Consider the following 22,047-nt stretch of genomic DNA (forward strand, 5'->3'; position numbering starts at 1 on the left):
TGAAACTACCGCCGGATTAACGGCCGTAGCCTTTCAGATTCGCTTTCTTCAACACAGACTCATATTGATGAGACATCATATGTGTCTGTACCTGTGCCATAAAGTCCATAATTACAACAACTACGATAAGTAGTGATGTACCGCCGAAGTAGAAACGTACGTTCCACGCGACCATCATGAACTCCGGAATCAGACAGATAAAGGTAATATAAAGCGCACCAGCTAAGGTTAAACGCGTCATTACTTTATCAATGTACTTGGCTGTCTGCTCGCCTGGGCGGATACCGGGTACGAATGCACCTGACTTCTTCAGGTTATCTGCTGTTTCACGCGGGTTGAAAACCAACGCCGTGTAGAAGAAACAGAAGAAAATAATCGCTGCTGCATAAAGCATTACATATAGAGGTTGACCAGGACTTAGAGCCAATGACACGTCAGTTAACCAACCGAACGCGCTGCTTTCACCATTCTGACCAAACCACTGGGCCAATGTTCCAGGGAACAGGATAATGCTTGATGCGAAAATCGCAGGAATTACACCAGCCATATTAATTTTCAATGGTAGGTGCGAGCTTTGTGCTGCAAATACTTTACGACCTTGTTGACGCTTCGCGTAGTTAACAACGATACGACGTTGACCACGCTCCATGAAAACAACGAAGTAAATTACAGCAAAAGCCAACACTGCAATTAACAGCAGAAGAAGTACATGCAATTCACCTTGACGCGCTTGCTCGATTGTTTGACCGATTGCCGAAGGCAATCCAGCAACAATACCTGCAAAGATCAGTAATGAAATACCATTACCAATTCCACGCTCAGTAATTTGTTCACCTAACCACATTAAGAACATGGTACCGGTTACTAAACTCACGGTTGCAATTAGCGTAAACATGGTTTGATCGATAACGACCAGATTGTCGACCATGTTTGGTAAGCCAGTTGCAATACCAATAGCCTGGAATGTTGCAAGTACAAGCGTGCCGTAGCGTGTGTATTGGCTGATCTTACGACGGCCTGCTTCACCCTCTTTCTTGAGTTCAGCTAACGCTGGATGAACTACAGTTAGCAACTGGACAACAATAGATGCCGAAATATACGGCATGATGCCCAGTGCTAAAATAGATGCACGCTCAAGAGCACCACCGGAGAACATGTTAAACATTTCAACGATGGTACCTTTTTGCTGTTCGAACAAATCGGCAAGTACAGCAGCGTCAATACCAGGAATCGGCACAAAAGAGCCAGCTCGGAATACTAAAAGTGCACCAATTACGAATAATAAGCGCGACTTCAGTTCACTTAAGCCGCTCTGAGCACTACGAAAATCTTGTCCTGGTTTCTTAGCCATCTGTACCTCGTTCCTCGAGATTATTCCTCGATTTTACCGCCTGCAGCTTCGATTGCAGCTTTAGCGCCTTTAGTCACACGTAGACCTTTAACAGTCACTGCCTTATTGATTTCACCAGAAAGAACGATTTTCACGTTCTCAATGTTTTTGGTGATAACGTTAGCAGCTTTAAGGCTGTTTAGATCAACCACGTCACCAGTTACTTTCGCTAGCTCAGCTACGCGAACTTCAGCAGACACTAGGCTCTTACGAGAAGTGAAACCGAATTTTGGTAGACGTTGTTTTAGAGGCATCTGACCGCCTTCAAAACCTGGACGAACTTTACCGCCAGAACGTGACTTTTGACCTTTGTGACCGCGGCCACCTGTTTTACCAAGGCCAGAACCGATACCGCGACCTACACGCTTAGGAGCATGCTTAGAGCCAGCAGCCGGTGATAGAGTATTCAAACGCATTTCTGATTACTCCTCAACTTTAACCATGTAGTAAACCTTGTTGATCATACCGCGAATGCACGGAGTATCTTCAAGTTCTACTGTGTGGTTGATACGACGAAGACCTAGACCACGAAGTGTAGCTTTGTGCTTAGGTAGACGACCAATTGAGCTTTTAGTTTGTGTTACTTTGATAGTTGCCATGGTGTTCTTACTCCGAAATAGCTTCAACAGTTAGACCACGTTTAGCAGCAACCATTTCTGGTGACTTAACGTCTACTAGCGCATCAATCGTTGCACGAACGATGTTGATTGGGTTAGTAGAGCCGTACGCTTTAGACAGTACGTTGTGTACACCAGCAACTTCTAGTACTGCACGCATCGCACCACCTGCGATAACACCAGTACCTTCTGCAGCAGGCTGCATGTAAACTTTAGAGCCCGAGTGGCGACCTTTCACTGGGTGGTGAAGTGTGCCTTCGTTAAGTGCGATAGTAACCATGTTACGACGCGCTTTTTCCATTGCTTTTTGGATCGCTGCAGGTACTTCACGAGCTTTGCCGTAACCGAAACCTACACGACCGTTACCGTCACCAACTACTGTTAGTGCAGTAAAGCTCATGATTCGACCACCTTTAACCGTTTTAGAAACACGGTTAACTGCGATTAGCTTTTCTTGCAAATCATTCGCTTGAACTTGTTGTTCTTTAGCCATCTTCCAACCCTACCTTAGAATTTCAGACCAGCTTCGCGAGCAGAATCTGCTAGCGCCGCTACTCGACCGTGGTATTGGAAACCAGAACGATCGAATGCAACAGTAGATACGCCTTTTTCAAGAGCGCGCTCTGCTACAGCTTTACCAACTGCTTTAGCTGCTTCGATGTTACCAGTGTATTTCACTTGCTCACGGATCGCTTTTTCTACAGTAGAAGCTGCTGCGATAACCTCAGAGCCGTTTGCTGCGATAACTTGAGCGTAAACGTGGCGAGGAGTACGGTGTACTACCAGGCGAGTTGCACCAAGTTCTGCAATCTTACGACGTGCACGTGTAGCACGACGGATGCGAGATGCTTTCTTATCCATAGTGTTACCTTACTTCTTCTTAGCTTCTTTACTACGCACATTTTCATCTGCGTAACGAATACCTTTACCTTTGTAAGGCTCAGGCGCGCGGTAAGCACGAATGTCTGCTGCAACTTGACCGATCAACTGCTTATCACAACCAGTTAAAACGATTTCAGTTTGGCTAGGACACTCAGCTTTGATACCCGCTGGCAATTCATGCTCAACTGGGTGAGAGAAGCCAAGAGTTAGACCAACCGCATTGCCTTTGATAGCAGCACGGTAACCTACACCCTTAAGGATTAGCTTACGGGTAAAGCCTTCAGTAACACCTACAACCATGTTGTTAACTAGAGCGCGAGCAGTACCTGCTTGAGCCCATGCGTTAGCAACACCTTCGCGAGGACCGAAAGTTAGCTTGTTTTCTTCCTGAGCGATAACTACTGCGTTGTTGATAACGCGAGATAGTTCACCTTTAGCACCTTTTACAGTGATTTCTTGGCCGTTCAGTTTCACCTCTACGCCAGCTGGAATAGCGACAGGTGCTTTAGCAACACGAGACATATTCTACTCCTATTAAGCTACGTAGCAGATGATTTCACCACCAAGACCTGCTTTACGAGCAGCACGGTCTGACATCAGACCCTTGGAAGTGGAAACTACAGCAACACCTAGACCACCCATAACAGATGGCAGATCGTCTTTCTTCTTGTAGACGCGCAGACCTGGGCGTGAAACACGCTTAAGTTGCTCGATTACTGGTTTAGCTTGGAAGTACTTAAGAGTAACTTCTAGCTCAGGTTTTGCTTCGCCTTCAACAGCGAAGTCAACGATGTAACCTTCAGCCTTTAGTAGTGCAGCGATTGCAACTTTCAGCTTTGAAGAAGGCATTTTAACAGCAACTTTGTTTGCTGCCTGACCGTTACGAATACGGGTCAGCATATCCGAAATCGGATCTTGCATGCTCATATGATTTACTCCAAATGATTAAAGTGGCAATTACCAGCTAGCCTTACGAAGTCCAGGAATCTCGCCTTTCATGCAAGCTTCACGAACTTTGATACGGCTCAGACCGAATTTACGTAGGTAACCGTGTGGACGACCAGTTTGGTTACAACGGTTGCGCTGACGTGACGCACTAGAATCACGTGGAAGAGTTTGCAGTTTTAGAACCGCATTCCAACGATCTTCTTCAGATACATTTACATCGCTGATGATAGCTTTTAGAGAAGCACGCTTTTCAGCGAACTTAGCTACTAGCTTTGCACGTTTTGCTTCACGTGCTTTCATTGATTGTTTAGCCATAACAGTAACCCTTCACCTTACTTACGGAATGGGAAGTTAAAGGCAGCCAGCAGAGCACGGCCTTCCTCATCAGTACCAGCAGACGTCGTAATAGTGATGTCTAAACCGCGTACACGATCAACTTTATCAAAGTCGATTTCCGGGAAGATGATTTGCTCGCGAACGCCCATGCTGTAGTTACCGCGACCGTCAAAAGACTTAGCGTTAACACCACGGAAGTCACGTACACGTGGAAGAGCGATAGAGATTAAACGCTCCATAAAATCCCACATACGTTCGCCACGCAAGGTTACTTTACAACCGATTGGGTAGCCTTCACGAATTTTGAAGCCTGCAACAGACTTACGCGCTTTAGTGATAAGTGGCTTTTGACCAGAGATCGTTGCCATATCAGCAGCTGCGTTTTCTAGCAGTTTCTTATCGTTGATAGCATCGCCCACACCCATGTTAAGGGTGATCTTTTCGATTCTAGGGACTTGCATGACGCTTGTGTAACCGAACTGTTTGGTCAGTTCAGCGACTACAGACGACTTGTAGTAATCATGCAGTTTCGCCATAGTAGAACTCCAAATTACTTTCTAAATTAGTTAGAAACAGTTTCACCGTTAGACTTGAAGAAACGAACCTTTTGGCCGTCTTCAAAACGGAAACCGATACGGTCAGCTTTACCAGTAGCTGCATTGAAGATAGCCACGTTAGAAACGTCGATAGCTGCTTCTTGCTCAACGATACCGCCTTGGATACCTAGAGCTGGAACAGGTTTCTGATGTTTCTTAACTAGGTTGATACCTTCAACAACAACTTTACCAGTTGCTAGGACCTTAGTTACTTTACCTTTCTTGCCTTTATCTTTACCAGCAAGAACGATTACTTCGTCGTTACGACGGATTTTAGCTGCCATTTTTTGCCGCTCCTTACAGAACTTCTGGAGCCAGTGAAACGATCTTCATGAACTTATCGCCACGAAGTTCGCGAGTCACAGGACCAAAGATACGTGTACCGATAGGTTGCTCACTGTTGTTGTTCAACAGTACGCAAGCATTTCGGTCGAAGCGAATGACAGAACCGTCTGGACGACGTACGCCTTTACGGGTGCGAACTACCACCGCCTTCAGAACGTCACCTTTTTTAACTTTACCGCGAGGAATTGCTTCCTTAACAGTAACTTTGATAACGTCACCGATATGTGCATAACGGCGGTGAGAGCCACCCAGAACCTTAATACACATTACGCTGCGAGCGCCTGAGTTATCAGCTGCGTCCAGCATACTTTGCATTTGGATCATGTTAGTGCTCCGCTAAATATTAAAAAAACTAGACCCTCTCGGGTCGGGCTGCCTCTTTATAAGGGACGCGAATTGTACCACCCTTTTTTGTGATTGGGTAGTCAAAAAATAAACGGCCCCAAAAAATTTTTGGAGCCGTTTATATTCATAGAATAGTGAAGATTACATCTTCGCTTTTTCTACAACTTTTACCAAAGTCCAAGACTTAGTCTTAGACAGTGGACGACACTCAACGATTTCAACAGTGTCGCCAATGCCACACTCGTTGTTTTCGTCATGTGCGTGAACTTTAGTCGTGCGCTTAACGAATTTACCGTAGATAGGGTGCTTCACCATGCGCTCGATAGCAACAACGATAGACTTGTCCATCTTGTCGCTAACAACACGACCTAGTTGAGTACGAATTTTGTCGCTCATTATGCGCCTGCCTTCTCAGTCAAAACAGTTTTCACACGTGCGATATCACGGCGTACAGCTTTCAGAGTATGAGTTTGCTGTAGTTGACCAGTTGCAGCTTGCATGCGCAAGTTGAACTGTTCACGTAGCAAATTCAATAGCTCAGAGTTAAGCTCTTCAACGCTCTTTTCGCGTAGATCTTGTGCTTTCATCACATCACCTGCTTAGTTACAAATGTAGTCTTGAATGGCAGTTTGCGAGCCGCTAGGCGGAACGCTTCACGCGCCAATTCTTCAGGTACACCATCAACTTCGTACATAACCTTACCAGGTTGGATTTGGGCTACCCAGTACTCAACGTTACCTTTACCCTTACCTTGACGAACTTCAAGTGGTTTTTCAGTGATCGGCTTGTCTGGGAACACACGGATCCAGATCTTACCTTGACGCTTGATGTGACGCGTCATAGCACGACGTGCAGCTTCGATTTGACGAGCAGTCAAACGACCACGGCCAACAGCTTTAAGACCAAAAGAACCAAAGCTAACTTCAGTACCTTTAGCTAGACCGCGGTTACGACCAGTATGAACCTTACGGAACTTAGTACGTTTAGGTTGTAGCATCTGTCGACTCCTTACTTACGGCCTTTACGCTGCTTCTTAGGCTTGTCAGCCTTTGGCTCTGCAGCTTCAGTTGCTGCTGGCATACCGCCTAGGATCTCACCTTTGAAGATCCAAACTTTAATGCCGATTACACCGTATGTGGTGTGAGCCGAAGAAGTTGCGTAATCAATGTCTGCACGTAGAGTGTGTAGAGGCACACGGCCTTCACGGTACCACTCAGAACGTGCGATTTCAGCGCCGCCTAGACGACCGCTTACTTCCACTTTGATACCCTTAGCACCTAGACGCATTGCGTTTTGTACCGCACGCTTCATAGCACGACGGAACATTACACGACGCTCTAGCTGAGACGCGATGCTGTCACCAACAAGTTGCGCATCTAGTTCAGGCTTACGTACTTCAGCGATGTTAATTTGCGCTGGTACACCTGCAATTTTCGCTACAGCTGTGCGTAGCTTCTCAACGTCTTCACCTTTCTTACCGATAACAACGCCTGGACGAGCAGTGTGAATAGTCACACGGATGCTCTTAGCAGGACGCTCGATAACGATACGTGACAGAGACGCTTTTGAAAGTTCCTTAGTTAGGAACTGACGTACCTTGAAGTCGCCGTCTAGGTTGTCAGCGAAATCTTTGGTGTTAGCAAACCATGTAGCATTCCAAGGCTTAACGATGCCTAGACGAATACCATTAGGATGTACTTTTTGACCCATTGCTTACTCTCCTAGTCTCTAGCGATCTGCTACAACAACAGTGATGTGGCTTGAACGCTTCAAGATACGATCCGCACGACCTTTAGCACGAGGCATAATACGCTTCATGGTTGGGCCTTCATCTACAAAGATTTTTGCGACATTCAGATCGTCAATATCTGCACCTTCGTTGTGCTCCGCGTTAGCGATAGCAGACTCTAGAACTTTCTTAACTAGTACAGCAGCTTTTTTGTTGCTGAAAGTTAGGATTTCAAGAGCTTGGTCAACAGATTTACCACGAATTAGATCCGCAACTAAGCGAGCTTTCTGAGGCGAAATGCGAGCAAAGTTATGTTTAGCAATAGCTTCCATTATTTACTCCTTAACGCTTCTTAGCTTTCTTATCCGCAGCGTGACCGCGGTAAGTACGAGTTGGTGCGAATTCACCCAGTTTGTGACCGATCATTTCTTCGGTAACGAAAACTGGAACGTGCTGACGACCATTATGGACAGCGATGGTCAAACCGATCATCGTAGGGATGATCATTGAACGACGGGACCAAGTCTTAAGTGGCTTTTTGTCTCCGCTTTCCACCGCTTTCTCTACCTTCTTCAGCAAGTGTAGGTCAATAAATGGACCTTTCTTGAGAGAACGTGGCATGGCGATTCCTCTTTATATAGATTACTTGTTACGACGACGTACGATGTACTTGTCAGTGCGTTTGTTGCTACGAGTCTTGTAGCCTTTAGTTGGTACACCCCAAGGTGAAACTGGATGACGGCCACCAGAAGTACGACCTTCACCACCACCGTGTGGGTGATCTACTGGGTTCATTACCACACCGCGAACGGTTGGACGAACACCACGCCAGCGACTTGCACCAGCTTTACCAAGCTCACGAAGCATGTGCTCAGAGTTACCAACTTCACCGATTGTTGCGCGACCTTCAGATAGAACTTTACGCATTTCGCCAGAACGTAGACGGATAGTTACGTAAGAACCATCACGAGCTACTAGCTGAGCGTAAGCACCCGCTGAACGAGCCAACTGTGCACCTTTACCAGGAGTCAATTCAACACAGTGAATTGTAGAACCTACTGGGATGTTGCGCATTGGTAGAGTGTTACCCGCTTTGATCGGTGCATCAACACCAGATTGGATAACGTCACCAGCTTGCAGACCTTTAGGTGCAATGATGTAACGACGCTCACCGTCTGCGTACAGAACTAGAGCGATGTTTGCGCTACGGTTTGGATCGTATTCTAGACGCTCAACTTTCGCTGGGATACCGTCTTTAGTACGTTTGAAGTCAACTACACGGTAGTGTTGTTTATGACCACCACCGATGTGACGTACTGTGATACGACCGTTGTTGTTACGACCACCGTTCTTAGAGTTTTTCTCTAGAAGAGGTGCGTAAGGCTTGCCTTTGTGTAGGTCAGCGTTAACAACTTTAACAACGTGACGACGACCAGCCGAAGTCGGCTTACATTTAACAATAGCCATTATTCAACTACTCCTGTTATTCCGCGCCGCCAACAAAGTCAAGATCTTGACCTTCTTTCAAAGTAACGTACGCTTTCTTCACGTCTGAACGACGGCCTTGGCGTAGACCTTGACGCTTGGTCTTACCCTTAGTGATAAGAGTATTTACAGACTTAACTTCAACTTCAAATAGCTGTTCTACAGCTGCTTTGATCTCTTTCTTAGTCGCATCTTTCGCTACTTTGAAAACGATAGTGTTCGCTTTCTCAGCTGCCATAGTTGCTTTTTCAGAGATGTGCGGTGCACGTAGAACTTTTAGTAGACGCTCTTGAGTGATCATGCCAGCATCTCCTCAACTTGCTTAACTGCATCAGCAGTCATTAGAACCTTGTTAAACGCGATTAGAGAAACTGGGTCAATACCAGCTACGTCACGTGCGTCAACTTTGTATAGGTTACGTGCAGCTAAGAATAGATTCTCGTCTACTTCGCCAGTTACGATAAGCACGTCGTTTAGCTCAAGTTCTTTAAGCTTAGCAACTAGCTCTTTCGTTTTTGGTGCTTCAACAGAGAAGTTATCAACAACGATTAGACGCTCTTGACGAACTAGCTCAGAAAGAATGCTCTTCATCGCACCACGGTACATTTTCTTGTTTACTTTTTGGCTGTGATCTTGTGGTTTCGCAGCAAAAGTAACACCACCTGTACGCCATAGTGGGCTACGGATTGTACCAGCACGTGCACGGCCAGTACCTTTTTGACGCCATGGTTTAGCACCACCGCCAGAAACTTCTGAACGTGTTTTTTGAGCACGAGTACCTTGACGAGCACCTGCTGCGTACGCAACAACTACTTGGTGAACAAGAGCTTCGTTGAACTCACGTCCGAAAGTAGCTTCGGAAACAGTTAGTGCAGCAGCACCTTTAACCATCAATTCCATTACTTACTCCTAGACGTTATGCTTTAACAGCTGGTTTAACGATCACGTTACCGCCAGTTGCGCCAGGGACTGCACCTTTAATAAGAAGCAGATTGCGCTCAGCGTCAACACGTACGATCTCTAGGTTTTGAGTCGTTACACGCTCAGCACCCATGTGACCTGCCATTTTCTTGCCTTTAAATACGCGACCTGGAGTCTGACATTGACCGATAGAACCAGGAGCACGGTGAGACAATGAGTTACCGTGAGTCATATCTTGAGTACGGAAGTTCCAGCGCTTAACAGTGCCTTGGAAACCTTTACCCTTAGATGTACCAGTAACGTCTACTTTTTTAACTTCGTTGAATAGCTCAACAGTTAGTTCTGAACCAACTGCAAACTCTTCGCCGTTTTCTAAACGGAATTCCCAAAGACCACGACCAGCTTCAACGCCAGCTTTAGCAAAGTGACCTGCTTCAGCTTTGTTTACGCGGTTAGCTTTCTTTGTACCAGCTGTAACTTGGATTGCTGCATAGCCGTCAGTCTCAAGAGTTTTCACTTGAGCAATACGGTTCGCTTCAACCTCAACAACAGTTACAGGGATAGAAACGCCTTCTTCAGTAAATACGCGGGTCATGCCCACTTTACGACCGATTAGACCAATCATTCTTCTAATCTCCCTTAACCTAGGCTAATTTGAACGTCAACGCCTGCAGCAAGGTCTAGACGCATCAGAGCATCAACAGTTTTGTCTGTTGGCTCAACGATGTCGATTAGACGCTTGTGAGTACGAATTTCGTACTGGTCACGAGCTTTCTTGTTAACGTGTGGAGAGATAAGAACGGTGAAACGCTCTTTACGAGTAGGTAGTGGGATTGGACCACGAACCTGTGCGCCAGTGCGCTTAGCTGTTTCAACGATTTCCGCTGTTGAAGCGTCGATTAGTTTGTAATCGAAAGCTTTAAGGCGGATACGGATACGTTGGTTCTGCATGAGACAGAGCTCCAATATTAAAAATTACACAAACAATATCGCCACTCAAACTCGTTAAGACGAGAGAATGCCGATTGATTTATGTGAAACCGTAGCATCCAAGATTAGGACGCATTGTCAGTTAATTTTCGATTAACCATGTATCTATGGAAGGAACGCTATCAGATAGGAACACTAAAATAGATAAGCTAATTGTATTAACTGCGAACATAAGCTGAGTATACATTACCCCACAACCGAAGCTGCTGGCTCCTCGCTGCTCATTGGTTCACAACTGAACAAGTCAGTGCGGCGTATTATACAGATCACAGTTTTGCTTGCAAGGGCTGTTTGAAAAATAATCGGAGAAAGATTCAGACGATTGAAGTCCTCGCAACCTGGAGTAACCGAGATACAACTCACCTCAATACACGTGGCAAATAGACACAATCGCTATAGCGGAGCTTAATACTCTCACCCCAGACAACAACATAGAGCGAAACTGACAACAACACTGGCAATGAAGCGGTAATACCACACCACAACACTCGCCGTACTATGGATCCCCGCGTCCGCGAGGATGACGAGAAAAAGACAAAAAGAAAAAGCAGACAGACCGAAGTAAGAAGGAAAAAGTTAAAAAACAAAGGATGAGAGAAAACACCAACAGCACCTTCTCACATAAAAACTCAGCACATCCCCGCCGCGCCCCCTACCGTCATTCCCGTGCACACGAGAATCCATTCATCCACGCACGCAGGATGTCGCGTTTGGAAATGCACTCACCACAGACAACAACATAGAGCAAAACTGACAACAACACTGGCAATGAAGCGGAAATACCACACCACAACACTCGCCGTACGATGGTTCTCCGCGTCCGCGAGGATGACGAGAAAAAGGATAGAAAGAAAAAGCCGACAGACCGAAGTGAGAAAGAAAAAGTTAGAAAACAAAGGATGAGAGAAAACACCAACAGCACCGTCTCACATAAAAACTCAGCACATCCCCGCCACGCCCCCTACCGTCATTCCCGTGCACACAGGAATCCATTCATCCACACGCGCCGGATGTCGCGTTTGGAAATGCACTCACCACAGACAACAACATAGAGCGAAACTGACAACCACACTGGCAATGAAGCGGTAATACCGAGCTACAACACTCGCTGTACGATGGATCCCCGCGTTCGCGAGGATGACGAGAAAAAGGATAGAAAGAGGCTAACAGACCGAAGTTGTAAGGAAGAAGGCGGAATAACAAAGGATTAGATGAGACAAGACACATCAACAACGCCACTATCCCATAAAAGTCAGCACCCGCCACCACGCCCCCCAGTTGTCATTCCCGTGCACACGGGAATCCATTCATCCACGCACGCCAGATGTCGCGTTTGGAAACACACTTGCCACAACCAACAACTACATAGAGCAAAACCAATAACAACACTGGCAATGAAGCGGTAATACCGAGCTACAAGACTCGCTGTACGATGGATCCCCGCGTTCGCGAGGATGACGAGAAAAAGACAAAATGAAAAAGCAGACAGTCCGGAGTAAGAAGGAAAAAGTTAGAAAACAAAGGATGAGAGAAAACACCAACAGCACCGTCTCACATAAAAACTCAGCACCCGCCACGCCCCCAGTTGTCATTCCCGTGCACACGGGAATCCATTCATCCACACGCGCCGGATGTCGCATTTGTAAATGCACTCACCACAGACAACAACATAGAGCAAAACTGACAACAGCACTGGCAATGAAGCGGAAATACCAAACCACAACACTCGCTGTACGATGGATCCCCGCGTCCGCGAGGATGACGAGAAAAAGGATAGAAAGAAAAAGCCGACAGACCGAAGTGAGAAAGAAAAAGTTAGCAGAGTAAAGGATGAGAGAAAACACCAACAGCACCGTCTCACATAAAAACTCAGCACCCGCCATACCCCCAGCCGTCATTCCCGTGCACACGGGAATCCATTCATCCACACGCGCCGGATGTCGCGTTTGGAAATGCACTCACCACAGACAACAACATAGAGCAAAACTGACAACAGCACTGGCAATGAAGCGGAAATACCACACCACAACACTCGCCGTACGATGGATCCCCGCGTTCGCGAGGATGACGAGAAAAAGGATAGAAAGAAAAAGCAAGCAGACAGAAGTGAGAAGGAAAAAGTTAGAAAACAAAGGATGAGAGAAAACACCAACAGCACCGTCTCACATAAAAACTCAGCACATCCCCGCCACGCCCCCCTACCGTCATTCCCGTGCACACGGGAATCCATTCATCCACGCACGCCTGATGTCGCGTTTGGAAACGTACTCGCCACAACATAGAGCAAAACCAATAACAACACTGGCAATGAAGCGGTAATACCACACCACAACACTCGCCGTACTATGGATCCCCGCGTTCGCGAGGATGACGAGAAAAAGGATAGAAAGAAAAAGCCGACAGACCGAAGTGAGAAGGAAAAAGTTAGAAAACAAAGGATGATAGAAAACACCAACAGCACCGTCTCACATAAAAACTCAGCACCCGCCACGCCCCCAGTTGTCATTCCCGTGCACACGGGAATCCATTCATCCACGCACGCCGGATGTCGCATTTGTAAATGCACTCACCACTGACAACAACATAGAGCGAAACTGACAACAGCACTGGCAATGAAGCGGTAACAGCGAGCTACAACACTCGCTGTACGATGGATCCCCGCCTTCGCGAGGATGACGAGAAAAAGGATAGAAAGAGGCTGACAAACCGAAGTTGTAAGGAATAAGTTTGAATAACAAAGGATAAGATGAGACAAGACACATCAACAGCGACACTATCCCATAAAAATCAGCACACCGCCGCCACGCCACCGGCTGTCATTCCCGTGCACACGGGAATCCATTCATCCACACACGCCAAATGCCACGTTTGAAAACGCACTTGCCACAACCAACAACTACATAGAGCAAAACTGACAATAACACTGGCAATGAAGCGGTAATACCGAGCTACAACACTCGCTGTACGATGGATCCCCGCGTTCGCGAGGATGACGAACTGAGAGATAGAAAGAGGCTGACAAACCGAAGTTGTAAGGAATAAATTTGAATAACAAAGGATAAGATGAGACAAGACACATCAACAGCGGCACTCTCACATAAAAACTCAAAACACCGCCACCACACCACCAATCGTCATTCCCGTGCACACGGGAATCCATTCATCCACACGCGCCGGATGCCACGTTTGGAAACGCACTTGCCGCAACCAACAACTACATAGAGCAAAACCAACAACAACGCTGGCAATGAAGCGGTAATACCGAGCTACAACACTCGCTGTACGATGGTTCCCCGCATTCGCGAGGATGACGAGAAAAAGGATAGAAAGAAAAAGTTAGAAGAGTAAAGGATGAGACAAGACACATCAACAGCGACACTATCCCGTAAAAAATCAGCACACAGCCGCCACGCCACCAGCCGTCATTCCCGTGCATACGGGAATCCATTCATCCACACACGCCAGATGCGACGCTTGGAAACGCACTTGCCACAACCAACAACTACATAGAGCAAAACCAATAACAACGCCACTATCCCATAAAAACTCAGCACACCGCCGCCACACCACCAGCAGTCATTCCCGTGCACACGGGAATCCATTCATCCACACACGCCGGATGTCGCGTTTGGAAATGCACTTGCCACAACCAACAACCACATAGAGCAAAACCAACAACAACGCTGGCAATGAAGCGGTAATACCGAGCTACAACACTCGCTGTACGATGGTTCCCCGCATTCGCGAGGATGACGAGAAAAAGGATAGAAAGAAAAAGTTAGAAGAGTAAAGGATGAGACAAGACACATCAACAGCGACACTATCCCGTAAAAAATCAGCACACAGCCGCCACGCCACCAGCCGTCATTCCCGTGCATACGGGAATCCATTCATCCACACACGCCAGATGCGACGCTTGGAAACGCACTTGCCACAACCAACAACTACATAGAGCAAAACCAATAACAACGCCACTATCCCATAAAAACTCAGCACACCGCCGCCACACCACCAGCAGTCATTCCCGTGCACACGGGAATCCATTCATCCACACACGCCGGATGTCGCGTTTGGAAATGCACTTGCCACAACCAACAACTACATAGAGCAAAACTGACAATAACACTGGCAATGAAGCGGTAATACCGAGCTACAACACTCGCTGTACGATGGATCCCCGCGTTCGCGAGGATGACGAACTGAGAGATAGAAAGAGGCTGACAAACCGAAGTTGTAAGGAATAAATTTGAATAACAAAGGATAAGATGAGACAAGACACATCAACAGCGCCACTATCCTATAAAAACTCAGAACACCGCCGCCACGCCACCCATCGTCATTCTCGTGCACACGGGAATCTATTTATCCACACGCGCCGGATGTCGCGTTGGGAAACGCACTTGCCACAACCAACAACAACATAGAGCCAAACTGACAACAACACCGGTAACAAAGCGGTAATACCGAGCTACAACACTCGCTGTACGATGGATCCCCGCGTCCGCGAGGATGACGAGAAAAAGGATAGAAAGAAAAAGCAGACAGACCGAAGTGAGAAGGAAAAAGTTAGAAAACAAAGGATGATAGAAAACACCAACAGCACCGTCTCACATAAAAAATCAGCACATCCCCACCACGCCCCCTACCGTCATTCCCGTGCACACGGGAATCCATTCATCCACAAACGCCAGATGTCGCGTTTGGAAACGCACTTGCCACAACCAATAACTACATAGAGCGAAACCGACAACAATACCGGTAACAAAGCGGTAATACCGAGCAACAACACTCGCTGTACGATGGATCCCCGCGTCCGCGAGGATGACGAGATAAAAGACGGAAAGAAAAAGCCGAACGAAGATCAACTGCAAAGAACTAAACTCTGAGACAGCCGCCACACCACCAATCGTCATTCCCGTGCACACGGGAATCCATTCATCCACGCACGCCAGATGTCGCGTTTGGAAACACACTTGCCACAACCAACAACTACATAGAGCAAAACCAATAACAACACTGGCAATGAAGCGGTAATACCGAGCTACAAGACTCGCTGTACGATGGATCCCCGCGTTCGCGAGGATGACGAGAAAAAGGATAGAAAGAAAAAGCAGACAGACCGAAGTGAGAAGGAAAAAGTTAGAAAACAAAGGATGATAGAAAACACCAACAGCACCGTCTCACATAAAAACTCAGCACACCGCCGCCACGCCACCCGTCGTCATTCCCGTGCACACGGGAATCCATTCATCCACACACGCCAGATGCCACGTTTGGAAACACACTCGCCACAACCAACAACTACATAGAGCAAAACCGACAACACTGGCAATGAAGCGGTAATACCGAGCGACAACACTCGCTGTACGGTGGATCCCCGCGTCCGCGAGGATGACGAGATAAAAGACGGAAAGAAAAAGCCGAACGAAGATCAACTGCAAAGAACAAAACTCTGAAGACAGCCGCCACGCCACCCGTCGTCATTCCCGTGCACACGGGAATCCATTCATCCACACGCGCCAGATGTCGCGTTTGGAAACGCACTTGCCACAACCAACAACTACATAGAGCGAAACCGACAACAATACTGGTAACAAAGCGGTAATACCGAGCAACAACACTCGCTGTACGATGGATCCCCGCGTCCGCGAGGATGACGAGCTGAGAGAAAGAAGCAACAGTGCCAGCGACATAAAAAAAGAGCTAGGATCTCTTATCAGCCTAGCTCTTTAAGTGGTTAATTTCGTACGATCATCTATTTATAAAGATTCTCGAAGCAGTAATTGGTCGCTTCGATATAACCTTCCACACTGCCGCAATCAAAGCGTTGACCTTTAAATTTATATGCAAGAACACAACCACTCTTCGCCTGCTTCAAAAGTGCATCCGTGATTTGAATCTCGCCGCCTTTGCCTGGTTCCGTTTGCTCAATCAATTCAAAAATATCTGGCGTTAGGATATAACGGCCAATAATAGCTAGATTACTCGGTGCGGTTCCTAGATCTGGCTTCTCTACCATGTTATCGACACGGTAAATGCCCTCTTTAATCATTTCGCCGGAAATTACACCATATTTGTGTGTTTCATCTTCAGGCACTTCTTGCACAGCCACAATAGAACAGCGGAACTGGTTGAACAACGCAACCATTTGAGCCAACACGCCTTCATCTTGATTTACACACAAATCGTCAGCTAAAACGACAGCAAAAGGCTCATCACCAACAAGCTCTTTACCCGTTAAGATTGCATGACCTAACCCCTTCATTTCACGTTGGCGAATAAAGGTGTAACTTGCTGAATCTATTAACTGTCGTATATCACCCAATAGTGCCTCTTTGCTGGTACCACAAATCTGGTGCTCTAACTCATAATTCTTATCGAAGTGATCCATGAGCGCATGCTTACCACGACCGGTAACAATACACATCCCATCCATACCAGCTTCTATAGCCTCTTCAACACCATATTCAATCAATGGTTTGTTAACAACCGGCATCATTTCTTTGGGCATGGATTTCGTCGCAGGCAAGAAACGAGTACCGTAGCCTGCTGCGGGGAAAAGACATTTTTTAATCATTGCGATTTATACCTAGCTAGACATAATAACGAGGCTTTCGCCTCGTTATGTATTACTTGTTATAGAATTCTTTATACCAAGAAACAAACTCAGCAACGCCTTCTTTAACTGTTACTCTTGGTTTGTAACCTGTGGCGGTAAATAGATCTTCTGTATCTGCGTAGGTTTGATAAACATCCCCAGGTTGCATTTCACGGAAGTTTTTCTTCGCTTCAATACCAAGTTCATCTTCAATCGCTTTAACGAAGTCCATCAAGTTGATAGGAGAGCCATGACCAATGTTATAAACCGAATATGGAGCAGAACTGCTTGCTGGAGTTCCGGATTCTACAGTCCAGCTTTCATTTCGAGTTGGTAAGACGTCTGCAATACGGACTACACCCTCAACAATATCATCTACATGGGTAAAGTCTCTCCACATATCACCATTATTGTTGATATCGATGGTATCGCCATCAAGAATTTTCTTAGTGAAAATAAATGGGGCCATGTCCGGACGCCCCCAAGAACCATACACAGTGAAAAAGCGCAAACCTGTTGTTGGGATGTCATACAGATGAGAATAGCTATGAGCCATTAGCTCGTTAGACTTTTTCGTTGCAGCGTAGAGTGATACCGGATGGTCAACACTATCTGAAGTGGCAAAAGGAACTTTTGCATTAAGCCCATACACAGAGCTCGAAGATGCATATACCAGATGGTTTACTTTGTTTTGACGGCATCCCTCAAGAATATTGAGATGCCCAACCAAGTTTGAGTCCGCATAAGCATGTGGGTTTTCTAGTGAATAACGTACTCCGGCTTGGGCTGCCAAGTGGATAACGCGATCAAACTTCTCAGTTGCAAACAACTGCTCCATCGCGCCACGATCTGCAATATCCACACTTGCAAATTTGAACAGTGGATTTTCAATACGAGCGAGTCGGGCATGTTTTAGATTCACATCGTAATAATCATTTAGATTATCGATGCCCACAACTTCATGCCCTGCTGCATTAAGTTTCTCTGCTGTTGCGCTACCAATAAAACCAGCAGCACCAGTTACTAAGTATTTCATAATTAACCGATTCCTAAAGAAACAAAAGCCAGTCATATAAGACTGGCTTAACTTAATCAAGTGTGAGATTAGTCACTACCAAATAGATCTCGTGTATAAACTTTTTCAGCTACATCCGCTAACTCTTCGACCATACGGTTGGAAACAATCACATCCGAACATTTTTTGAACTCATTCAGATCTTTTACGACACGTGAATGGAAAAACTCAGCATCTTGAAGCACAGGCTCATAAACGACAACTTCTATACCCTTTGCTTTAATGCGCTTCATAATGCCTTGAATTGAAGACGCACGGAAGTTATCTGAGCCAGCTTTCATGATCAAACGATATATGCCTACTACTTTGGGTTGACGTTTAATGATCGAATCTGCAATAAAGTCTTTTCGCGTCCGATTAGCATCAACAATCGCGCCAATAATATTGTTTGGAACTTCTTGATAGTTTGCTAAAAGCTGTTTGGTATCTTTTGGCAAGCAGTAACCGCCATAACCAAATGATGGGTTGTTGTAGTGATTGCCAATACGAGGGTCTAAGCCAACCCCTTCAATGATCTGACGAGCATCTAAACCATGCGCTTCTGCATAGGAGTCTAATTCATTGAAATAGGCAACGCGCATGGCTAGGTAGGTGTTGGAGAATAACTTCACCGCTTCCGCTTCTGTTGAATCGGTAAACAGCACTTGAATATCTTTTTTTACTGCACCCTCAACCAGTAAGTTCGCAAAAACTTCCGCGCGCTCACTTCGTTCACCAACGATGATGCGAGATGGGTGCAAGTTATCGTATAACGCCTTACCTTCTCTCAAGAATTCAGGGGAGAATATGACATTTTCGCATCCTAACTCTTTCTTAATTCGAGCGGTATAACCAACAGGCACAGTAGACTTAATCACCATTACAGCATCAGGATTAATAGTCATTACATCACGGATCACGGCTTCAACTGAAGATGTGTTGAAGTAGTTTGTTTGCGGATCGTAATCCGTCGGAGTCGCGATGATGACAAACTCAGCATCTTGATAAGCGGCCTCTTTGTCTAGAGTCGCGGTAAAGTTTAACGACTTGTGTGATAAAAAATATTCAATCTCAGTGTCTACTATTGGAGATTGTTTGCGATTTAATAGATCGACCTTGTCTTTGATAATATCTACAGCGACTACTTGATGATTCTGTGCCAAAAGCATGGCATTAGATAAGCCTACGTAGCCGGTACCTGCAACTGCGATTTTCATTCATTTATACCTATAATAAAAATTTGCTAAAGGTTACCAAAAAAGTTTTTTTTTCGATAGTAAAACACCAGAGAACTTTCACTAACGGTAAAAGGAATATAAAACAATAACATAAATCCAAGCGCGTAAACTTTCCACGTTACAAACAATATTGCCAGTCCAAATGAGTAAACCTTTGCTGAACATTGAAACTGAGCTAAAATTCATCATTACAAAACTAAATATTACATTCGTTGGCTAGCACATGTTTTTAGAACTCTCCTTTATCTTTTTTTCTTCTTTTGCCACCCTGTTTTTAATGCGCAAAGTCGCTAAGAGAATAGGGCTTGTAGACAAACCCAATGCACGTAAGTTGCATACTGGTTCAGTACCTCTTGTTGGGGGTATTTCTATATGTTTGGTATTAGCTCAGTATTTGGTCTTTAGGCCAGAAACCATTAACCACAGCTGGCTCTATCTTGCGTCGATCATGTTACTGACTTTTGTTGGTGCACTTGATGATAAGTTTGATTTGAGCTTTAAAATACGTATGGGTATTCAAGCTGCCTTATCACTGGTTATGATGCACGCTGCTGGAATTGAGCTTCATAGCTTGGGTAACCTTTTCGGTGTAGGTGAAATTTATTTAGGTTGGATGGGCTCCATCATAACAATCTTAGCCGTCATTGGAGCCATCAATGCATTCAATATGGTAGATGGTATTGACGGATTGCTGGGTGGGCTATCGATTGTCACGTTTGGCGCTTTAGCTTTCTTACTTAATGTGGATAGCCAACACGGCCTTGCTTATTTATGCGTCGTCATCATTGTGGCTATGCTGCCCTATATTTTGATGAACTTAGGTATTCTTGGAAGAGAACGAAAAGTTTTCATGGGTGATGCCGGTAGCATGATGATTGGGTTTACTGTGATCTGGTTATTGCTTGGTGTGAGCCAAGTAGAAAGTAAACCATTAATGAGGCCCGTAACGGCCCTTTGGTTAATTGCTGTACCACTTATGGACATGGCCGCAATTATGATCCGCAGAGTGCGACGTGGAGATTCGCCATTTAAGCCAGACAGAGAACACCTCCACCATATTTTTCAGCGATTAGGGCTCACATCTCGACAAACTTTAGTCGTTATTTGTGGCTTTGCTACTCTATTTGCTGCATTTGGTATTTATGGTGAAGCGACTAAAATTAGTGAAGCATTTATGTTTTATAGCTTCATCAGTTGCTTCTTGATTTATTCAACACTTCTTAACTATGTTTGGCGTATTACCAGTTTTGCTCGTCGCATTCTGGGAAAGGGCCAAACTGAAGGTGCCGAGCAAAAAGCATAAAGGGTCAAATACATTAAAAAACGGGCTCAGGAACAGTGTTCTTGAGCCACGGAAACCGCATGAACATCACCGTCACGTAAGGCTTTCAAGAACCTTACTTAGGTACTTTTCGTCCATTGCGCAGTTCATCCGTTTACGTTTGATACCACCTTTAAACGTGGTTTCGCTCTTTAATAGGTTCAAACATATCTGCCTGATCCTTGCAAAAGCCTCTGCTCGATCGTCCGCTCTAATGCGTGAATTGTCCTCGCAAAATGCGGTATCAAGTGACCAATGCATGACCTCTACACCCCAGTGAGAACGAGTCGCTTCAAGTAACGTTTGAGCTTCCAATTCTTTAGAGCATATGTAGTAACGAATTCTCACATCTTGCTCTGTTGCGACTGCCGATTCTTGTCGAATTGAAGCCACGATGCCCATTGATTTAAGCTCAGGCCATTCATGTTCAATATCACCCAAAACCGACAAATCGCGATTCACTAAAGCCACTCTCGTTTCTATTCTTCCGTGACTTTTTTCTTGAGTACTATAAGAACTACCGTCGAAGTCTTGAAGCATGTCCATTCGAAAATAATCATCAAAGGCTTGCTCAAGCATTCCCTGATTGCCTTTGACCGCCAATAAATAATCCGCTTCTTTATCAAGGATTTGCTGCGCTATTTTCTTTTGGCAGCCCATGGCATCAATCGTAATCAAGCAGCCTTTTACATCTAGCAAGTCAAGTAGCTTGGGGATCGCGGTAATCTCGTTACTCTTAGAATCAACCTTCTGTTGCCCAATGCTCATTCCATTTGCAGTAGCAAAAGCGTTCACCATATGGATCGTTCCTTTGCCTTTCGAGCGGTCATAAGAGCCGCGTAATGTTTTACCGTCGATGGCAATAACTTCACCATCCGTCAGTGTATGGCAGTCCTTCATCCAGGCAATGAAGCTTCTTTGCAAAGCTACAGGGTTAATCATACCCATCACACGAGACAGCGTATCCGCAGAAGGAATTCCAGCTTCAAAGTGACCATATCGTTTAAGGAAATCTAAGCGAGCATTACCAAAATCGATAATGCCATCCCAGCCATCGTGACCCGACAAAACACCACAAATTGTCAGCAAAATAATGTCTGATAATTTGTGTTCTACTTTGCTTTCTTGTCGATAGTCTTCAATGATTTGGAAATACATAAATGGGTTGATTAACTCGCTCATATTTAGGCTCCTATATTGTCTAGAAGCTATTACAAAACAACAGAAATGATCTTCAAGGTGATCTTAAATT

Annotated in this window: 29 protein-coding genes; 1 reads left to right on the forward strand and 28 read right to left on the reverse strand. The window is 45.6% G+C overall.

Annotated elements, in window-relative coordinates:
- Positions 1–16: 16 nt before the first annotated feature.
- The 27 genes from secY to AOT11_RS05710 form a co-directional block, all read right to left on the reverse strand.
- Entirely contained in the window at positions 17–1,351 is a 1,335-nt protein-coding gene (secY, locus tag AOT11_RS05550) for a preprotein translocase subunit SecY (protein ID WP_011078813.1), read from the reverse strand.
- 20 nt (positions 1,352–1,371) lie between these two features.
- Complete coding sequence (gene rplO, locus AOT11_RS05555) at positions 1,372–1,806, reverse strand: 50S ribosomal protein L15 (protein ID WP_011078814.1); 435 nt, start codon at positions 1,804–1,806, stop codon at positions 1,372–1,374.
- A 6-nt stretch (positions 1,807–1,812) separates the two neighbouring features.
- Positions 1,813–1,989: a 50S ribosomal protein L30 gene (gene rpmD / locus AOT11_RS05560; protein ID WP_011078815.1), complete on the reverse strand. Its 177-nt coding sequence runs from the start codon at positions 1,987–1,989 to the stop codon at positions 1,813–1,815.
- Positions 1,990–1,996: 7 nt separating this feature from the next.
- Positions 1,997–2,500, reverse strand: a complete 504-nt coding sequence (gene rpsE / locus AOT11_RS05565) for a 30S ribosomal protein S5 (protein ID WP_011078816.1) — start codon at positions 2,498–2,500, stop codon at positions 1,997–1,999.
- A 14-nt stretch (positions 2,501–2,514) separates the two neighbouring features.
- Positions 2,515–2,868: a 50S ribosomal protein L18 gene (gene rplR, locus AOT11_RS05570; protein ID WP_011078817.1), complete on the reverse strand. Its 354-nt coding sequence runs from the start codon at positions 2,866–2,868 to the stop codon at positions 2,515–2,517.
- 9 nt (positions 2,869–2,877) lie between these two features.
- Complete coding sequence (gene rplF / locus AOT11_RS05575) at positions 2,878–3,411, reverse strand: 50S ribosomal protein L6 (RefSeq protein ID WP_011078818.1); 534 nt, start codon at positions 3,409–3,411, stop codon at positions 2,878–2,880.
- A 12-nt stretch (positions 3,412–3,423) separates the two neighbouring features.
- A complete protein-coding gene (gene rpsH, locus AOT11_RS05580; RefSeq protein ID WP_011078819.1) occupies positions 3,424–3,816 on the reverse strand; it encodes a 30S ribosomal protein S8 in 393 nt (130 codons plus the stop codon).
- 30 nt (positions 3,817–3,846) lie between these two features.
- Positions 3,847–4,152, reverse strand: coding sequence for a 30S ribosomal protein S14 (rpsN, locus tag AOT11_RS05585; protein ID WP_011078820.1), 306 nt, complete (start codon positions 4,150–4,152; stop codon positions 3,847–3,849).
- A 17-nt stretch (positions 4,153–4,169) separates the two neighbouring features.
- Positions 4,170–4,709, reverse strand: a complete 540-nt coding sequence (rplE, locus tag AOT11_RS05590; protein WP_011078821.1) for a 50S ribosomal protein L5 — start codon at positions 4,707–4,709, stop codon at positions 4,170–4,172.
- A gap of 26 nt (positions 4,710–4,735) precedes the next feature.
- Positions 4,736–5,053 carry a 50S ribosomal protein L24 gene (gene rplX, locus AOT11_RS05595; protein WP_017420317.1) on the reverse strand — a complete coding sequence of 106 codons (318 nt, stop codon included), beginning with the start codon at positions 5,051–5,053 and terminating at the stop codon, positions 4,736–4,738.
- 13 nt (positions 5,054–5,066) lie between these two features.
- Positions 5,067–5,438 carry a 50S ribosomal protein L14 gene (rplN, locus tag AOT11_RS05600; protein WP_017420316.1) on the reverse strand — a complete coding sequence of 124 codons (372 nt, stop codon included), beginning with the start codon at positions 5,436–5,438 and terminating at the stop codon, positions 5,067–5,069.
- Positions 5,439–5,600: 162 nt separating this feature from the next.
- Positions 5,601–5,855: a 30S ribosomal protein S17 gene (gene rpsQ / locus AOT11_RS05605; protein ID WP_017420315.1), complete on the reverse strand. Its 255-nt coding sequence runs from the start codon at positions 5,853–5,855 to the stop codon at positions 5,601–5,603.
- Positions 5,855–6,046: a 50S ribosomal protein L29 gene (gene rpmC / locus AOT11_RS05610; protein WP_011078825.1), complete on the reverse strand. Its 192-nt coding sequence runs from the start codon at positions 6,044–6,046 to the stop codon at positions 5,855–5,857. The genes rpsQ and rpmC overlap by 1 nt, the downstream gene beginning before the upstream one ends.
- Positions 6,046–6,456: a 50S ribosomal protein L16 gene (gene rplP, locus AOT11_RS05615; protein ID WP_004728605.1), complete on the reverse strand. Its 411-nt coding sequence runs from the start codon at positions 6,454–6,456 to the stop codon at positions 6,046–6,048. The genes rpmC and rplP overlap by 1 nt, the downstream gene beginning before the upstream one ends.
- Before the next feature lie 11 nt (positions 6,457–6,467).
- Positions 6,468–7,169 carry a 30S ribosomal protein S3 gene (gene rpsC / locus AOT11_RS05620; protein ID WP_011078826.1) on the reverse strand — a complete coding sequence of 234 codons (702 nt, stop codon included), beginning with the start codon at positions 7,167–7,169 and terminating at the stop codon, positions 6,468–6,470.
- A gap of 18 nt (positions 7,170–7,187) precedes the next feature.
- A complete protein-coding gene (rplV, locus tag AOT11_RS05625; RefSeq protein ID WP_005528535.1) occupies positions 7,188–7,520 on the reverse strand; it encodes a 50S ribosomal protein L22 in 333 nt (110 codons plus the stop codon).
- A gap of 10 nt (positions 7,521–7,530) precedes the next feature.
- Positions 7,531–7,809 (reverse strand): 30S ribosomal protein S19, encoded by a 279-nt coding sequence (gene rpsS, locus AOT11_RS05630; protein ID WP_011078827.1) that lies wholly within the window; start codon positions 7,807–7,809, stop codon positions 7,531–7,533.
- 21 nt (positions 7,810–7,830) lie between these two features.
- Complete coding sequence (rplB, locus tag AOT11_RS05635; RefSeq protein ID WP_017420314.1) at positions 7,831–8,655, reverse strand: 50S ribosomal protein L2; 825 nt, start codon at positions 8,653–8,655, stop codon at positions 7,831–7,833.
- 16 nt (positions 8,656–8,671) lie between these two features.
- Positions 8,672–8,974, reverse strand: a complete 303-nt coding sequence (gene rplW / locus AOT11_RS05640) for a 50S ribosomal protein L23 (RefSeq protein ID WP_011078829.1) — start codon at positions 8,972–8,974, stop codon at positions 8,672–8,674.
- On the reverse strand, positions 8,971–9,573 hold the full coding sequence (gene rplD, locus AOT11_RS05645) for a 50S ribosomal protein L4 (protein ID WP_011078830.1): 603 nt from the start codon (positions 9,571–9,573) through the stop codon (positions 8,971–8,973). Before rplD ends, rplW begins: the two co-directional genes overlap by 4 nt.
- A 16-nt stretch (positions 9,574–9,589) precedes the next feature.
- The gene (rplC, locus tag AOT11_RS05650; RefSeq protein WP_011149347.1) at positions 9,590–10,219 is read right to left on the reverse strand and encodes a 50S ribosomal protein L3; all 630 of its coding nucleotides are present in this window, start codon (positions 10,217–10,219) and stop codon (positions 9,590–9,592) included.
- Positions 10,220–10,233: 14 nt separating this feature from the next.
- A complete protein-coding gene (gene rpsJ, locus AOT11_RS05655) occupies positions 10,234–10,545 on the reverse strand; it encodes a 30S ribosomal protein S10 (protein ID WP_004410492.1) in 312 nt (103 codons plus the stop codon).
- Between the two features lie 4,658 nt (positions 10,546–15,203).
- Complete coding sequence (locus AOT11_RS05690; RefSeq protein WP_172840596.1) at positions 15,204–15,527, reverse strand: hypothetical protein; 324 nt, start codon at positions 15,525–15,527, stop codon at positions 15,204–15,206.
- Positions 15,528–15,776: 249 nt separating this feature from the next.
- Positions 15,777–16,058: a hypothetical protein gene (locus tag AOT11_RS05695; protein ID WP_080586434.1), complete on the reverse strand. Its 282-nt coding sequence runs from the start codon at positions 16,056–16,058 to the stop codon at positions 15,777–15,779.
- 281 nt (positions 16,059–16,339) lie between these two features.
- A complete protein-coding gene (galU, locus tag AOT11_RS05700; protein WP_017420694.1) occupies positions 16,340–17,161 on the reverse strand; it encodes a UTP--glucose-1-phosphate uridylyltransferase GalU in 822 nt (273 codons plus the stop codon).
- A gap of 52 nt (positions 17,162–17,213) precedes the next feature.
- On the reverse strand, positions 17,214–18,218 hold the full coding sequence (locus AOT11_RS05705; RefSeq protein WP_017420695.1) for an NAD-dependent epimerase: 1,005 nt from the start codon (positions 18,216–18,218) through the stop codon (positions 17,214–17,216).
- A gap of 68 nt (positions 18,219–18,286) precedes the next feature.
- The gene (locus tag AOT11_RS05710) at positions 18,287–19,453 is read right to left on the reverse strand and encodes a nucleotide sugar dehydrogenase (RefSeq protein ID WP_017420696.1); all 1,167 of its coding nucleotides are present in this window, start codon (positions 19,451–19,453) and stop codon (positions 18,287–18,289) included.
- 244 nt (positions 19,454–19,697) lie between these two features.
- Here AOT11_RS05710 and wecA point away from each other — a divergent pair, with 244 nt between their 5' ends.
- On the forward strand, positions 19,698–20,777 hold the full coding sequence (gene wecA / locus AOT11_RS05715; RefSeq protein WP_017420697.1) for a UDP-N-acetylglucosamine--undecaprenyl-phosphate N-acetylglucosaminephosphotransferase: 1,080 nt from the start codon (positions 19,698–19,700) through the stop codon (positions 20,775–20,777).
- Positions 20,778–20,849: 72 nt separating this feature from the next.
- On the opposite strand, the gene AOT11_RS05720 is transcribed toward wecA, so the two are convergent.
- A complete protein-coding gene (locus AOT11_RS05720; protein ID WP_017420698.1) occupies positions 20,850–21,977 on the reverse strand; it encodes an ISAs1 family transposase in 1,128 nt (375 codons plus the stop codon).
- Positions 21,978–22,047 lie beyond the last annotated feature (70 nt).

The sequence above is a fragment of the Vibrio vulnificus NBRC 15645 = ATCC 27562 genome, assembly GCF_002224265.1.
GTDB lineage: Bacteria > Pseudomonadota > Gammaproteobacteria > Enterobacterales > Vibrionaceae > Vibrio > Vibrio vulnificus.

What these genes read in the sequence shown, in the direction of transcription:
- secY (WP_011078813.1), bottom strand. Translation starts at nt 1,351, where the DNA reads ATGGCTAAGAAACCAGGACAAGATTTTCGTAGTGCTCAGAGCGGCTTA.
- rplO (WP_011078814.1), bottom strand. Translation starts at nt 1,806, where the DNA reads ATGCGTTTGAATACTCTATCACCGGCTGCTGGCTCTAAGCATGCTCCT.
- rpmD (WP_011078815.1), bottom strand. Translation starts at nt 1,989, where the DNA reads ATGGCAACTATCAAAGTAACACAAACTAAAAGCTCAATTGGTCGTCTA.
- rpsE (WP_011078816.1), bottom strand. Translation starts at nt 2,500, where the DNA reads ATGGCTAAAGAACAACAAGTTCAAGCGAATGATTTGCAAGAAAAGCTA.
- rplR (WP_011078817.1), bottom strand. Translation starts at nt 2,868, where the DNA reads ATGGATAAGAAAGCATCTCGCATCCGTCGTGCTACACGTGCACGTCGT.
- rplF (WP_011078818.1), bottom strand. Translation starts at nt 3,411, where the DNA reads ATGTCTCGTGTTGCTAAAGCACCTGTCGCTATTCCAGCTGGCGTAGAG.
- rpsH (WP_011078819.1), bottom strand. Translation starts at nt 3,816, where the DNA reads ATGAGCATGCAAGATCCGATTTCGGATATGCTGACCCGTATTCGTAAC.
- rpsN (WP_011078820.1), bottom strand. Translation starts at nt 4,152, where the DNA reads ATGGCTAAACAATCAATGAAAGCACGTGAAGCAAAACGTGCAAAGCTA.
- rplE (WP_011078821.1), bottom strand. Translation starts at nt 4,709, where the DNA reads ATGGCGAAACTGCATGATTACTACAAGTCGTCTGTAGTCGCTGAACTG.
- rplX (WP_017420317.1), bottom strand. Translation starts at nt 5,053, where the DNA reads ATGGCAGCTAAAATCCGTCGTAACGACGAAGTAATCGTTCTTGCTGGT.
- rplN (WP_017420316.1), bottom strand. Translation starts at nt 5,438, where the DNA reads ATGATCCAAATGCAAAGTATGCTGGACGCAGCTGATAACTCAGGCGCT.
- rpsQ (WP_017420315.1), bottom strand. Translation starts at nt 5,855, where the DNA reads ATGAGCGACAAAATTCGTACTCAACTAGGTCGTGTTGTTAGCGACAAG.
- rpmC (WP_011078825.1), bottom strand. Translation starts at nt 6,046, where the DNA reads ATGAAAGCACAAGATCTACGCGAAAAGAGCGTTGAAGAGCTTAACTCT.
- rplP (WP_004728605.1), bottom strand. Translation starts at nt 6,456, where the DNA reads ATGCTACAACCTAAACGTACTAAGTTCCGTAAGGTTCATACTGGTCGT.
- rpsC (WP_011078826.1), bottom strand. Translation starts at nt 7,169, where the DNA reads ATGGGTCAAAAAGTACATCCTAATGGTATTCGTCTAGGCATCGTTAAG.
- rplV (WP_005528535.1), bottom strand. Translation starts at nt 7,520, where the DNA reads ATGGAAGCTATTGCTAAACATAACTTTGCTCGCATTTCGCCTCAGAAA.
- rpsS (WP_011078827.1), bottom strand. Translation starts at nt 7,809, where the DNA reads ATGCCACGTTCTCTCAAGAAAGGTCCATTTATTGACCTACACTTGCTG.
- rplB (WP_017420314.1), bottom strand. Translation starts at nt 8,655, where the DNA reads ATGGCTATTGTTAAATGTAAGCCGACTTCGGCTGGTCGTCGTCACGTT.
- rplW (WP_011078829.1), bottom strand. Translation starts at nt 8,974, where the DNA reads ATGATCACTCAAGAGCGTCTACTAAAAGTTCTACGTGCACCGCACATC.
- rplD (WP_011078830.1), bottom strand. Translation starts at nt 9,573, where the DNA reads ATGGAATTGATGGTTAAAGGTGCTGCTGCACTAACTGTTTCCGAAGCT.
- rplC (WP_011149347.1), bottom strand. Translation starts at nt 10,219, where the DNA reads ATGATTGGTCTAATCGGTCGTAAAGTGGGCATGACCCGCGTATTTACT.
- rpsJ (WP_004410492.1), bottom strand. Translation starts at nt 10,545, where the DNA reads ATGCAGAACCAACGTATCCGTATCCGCCTTAAAGCTTTCGATTACAAA.
- galU (WP_017420694.1), bottom strand. Translation starts at nt 17,161, where the DNA reads ATGATTAAAAAATGTCTTTTCCCCGCAGCAGGCTACGGTACTCGTTTC.
- AOT11_RS05705 (WP_017420695.1), bottom strand. Translation starts at nt 18,218, where the DNA reads ATGAAATACTTAGTAACTGGTGCTGCTGGTTTTATTGGTAGCGCAACA.
- AOT11_RS05710 (WP_017420696.1), bottom strand. Translation starts at nt 19,453, where the DNA reads ATGAAAATCGCAGTTGCAGGTACCGGCTACGTAGGCTTATCTAATGCC.
- wecA (WP_017420697.1), top strand. Translation starts at nt 19,698, where the DNA reads ATGTTTTTAGAACTCTCCTTTATCTTTTTTTCTTCTTTTGCCACCCTG.
- AOT11_RS05720 (WP_017420698.1), bottom strand. Translation starts at nt 21,977, where the DNA reads ATGAGCGAGTTAATCAACCCATTTATGTATTTCCAAATCATTGAAGAC.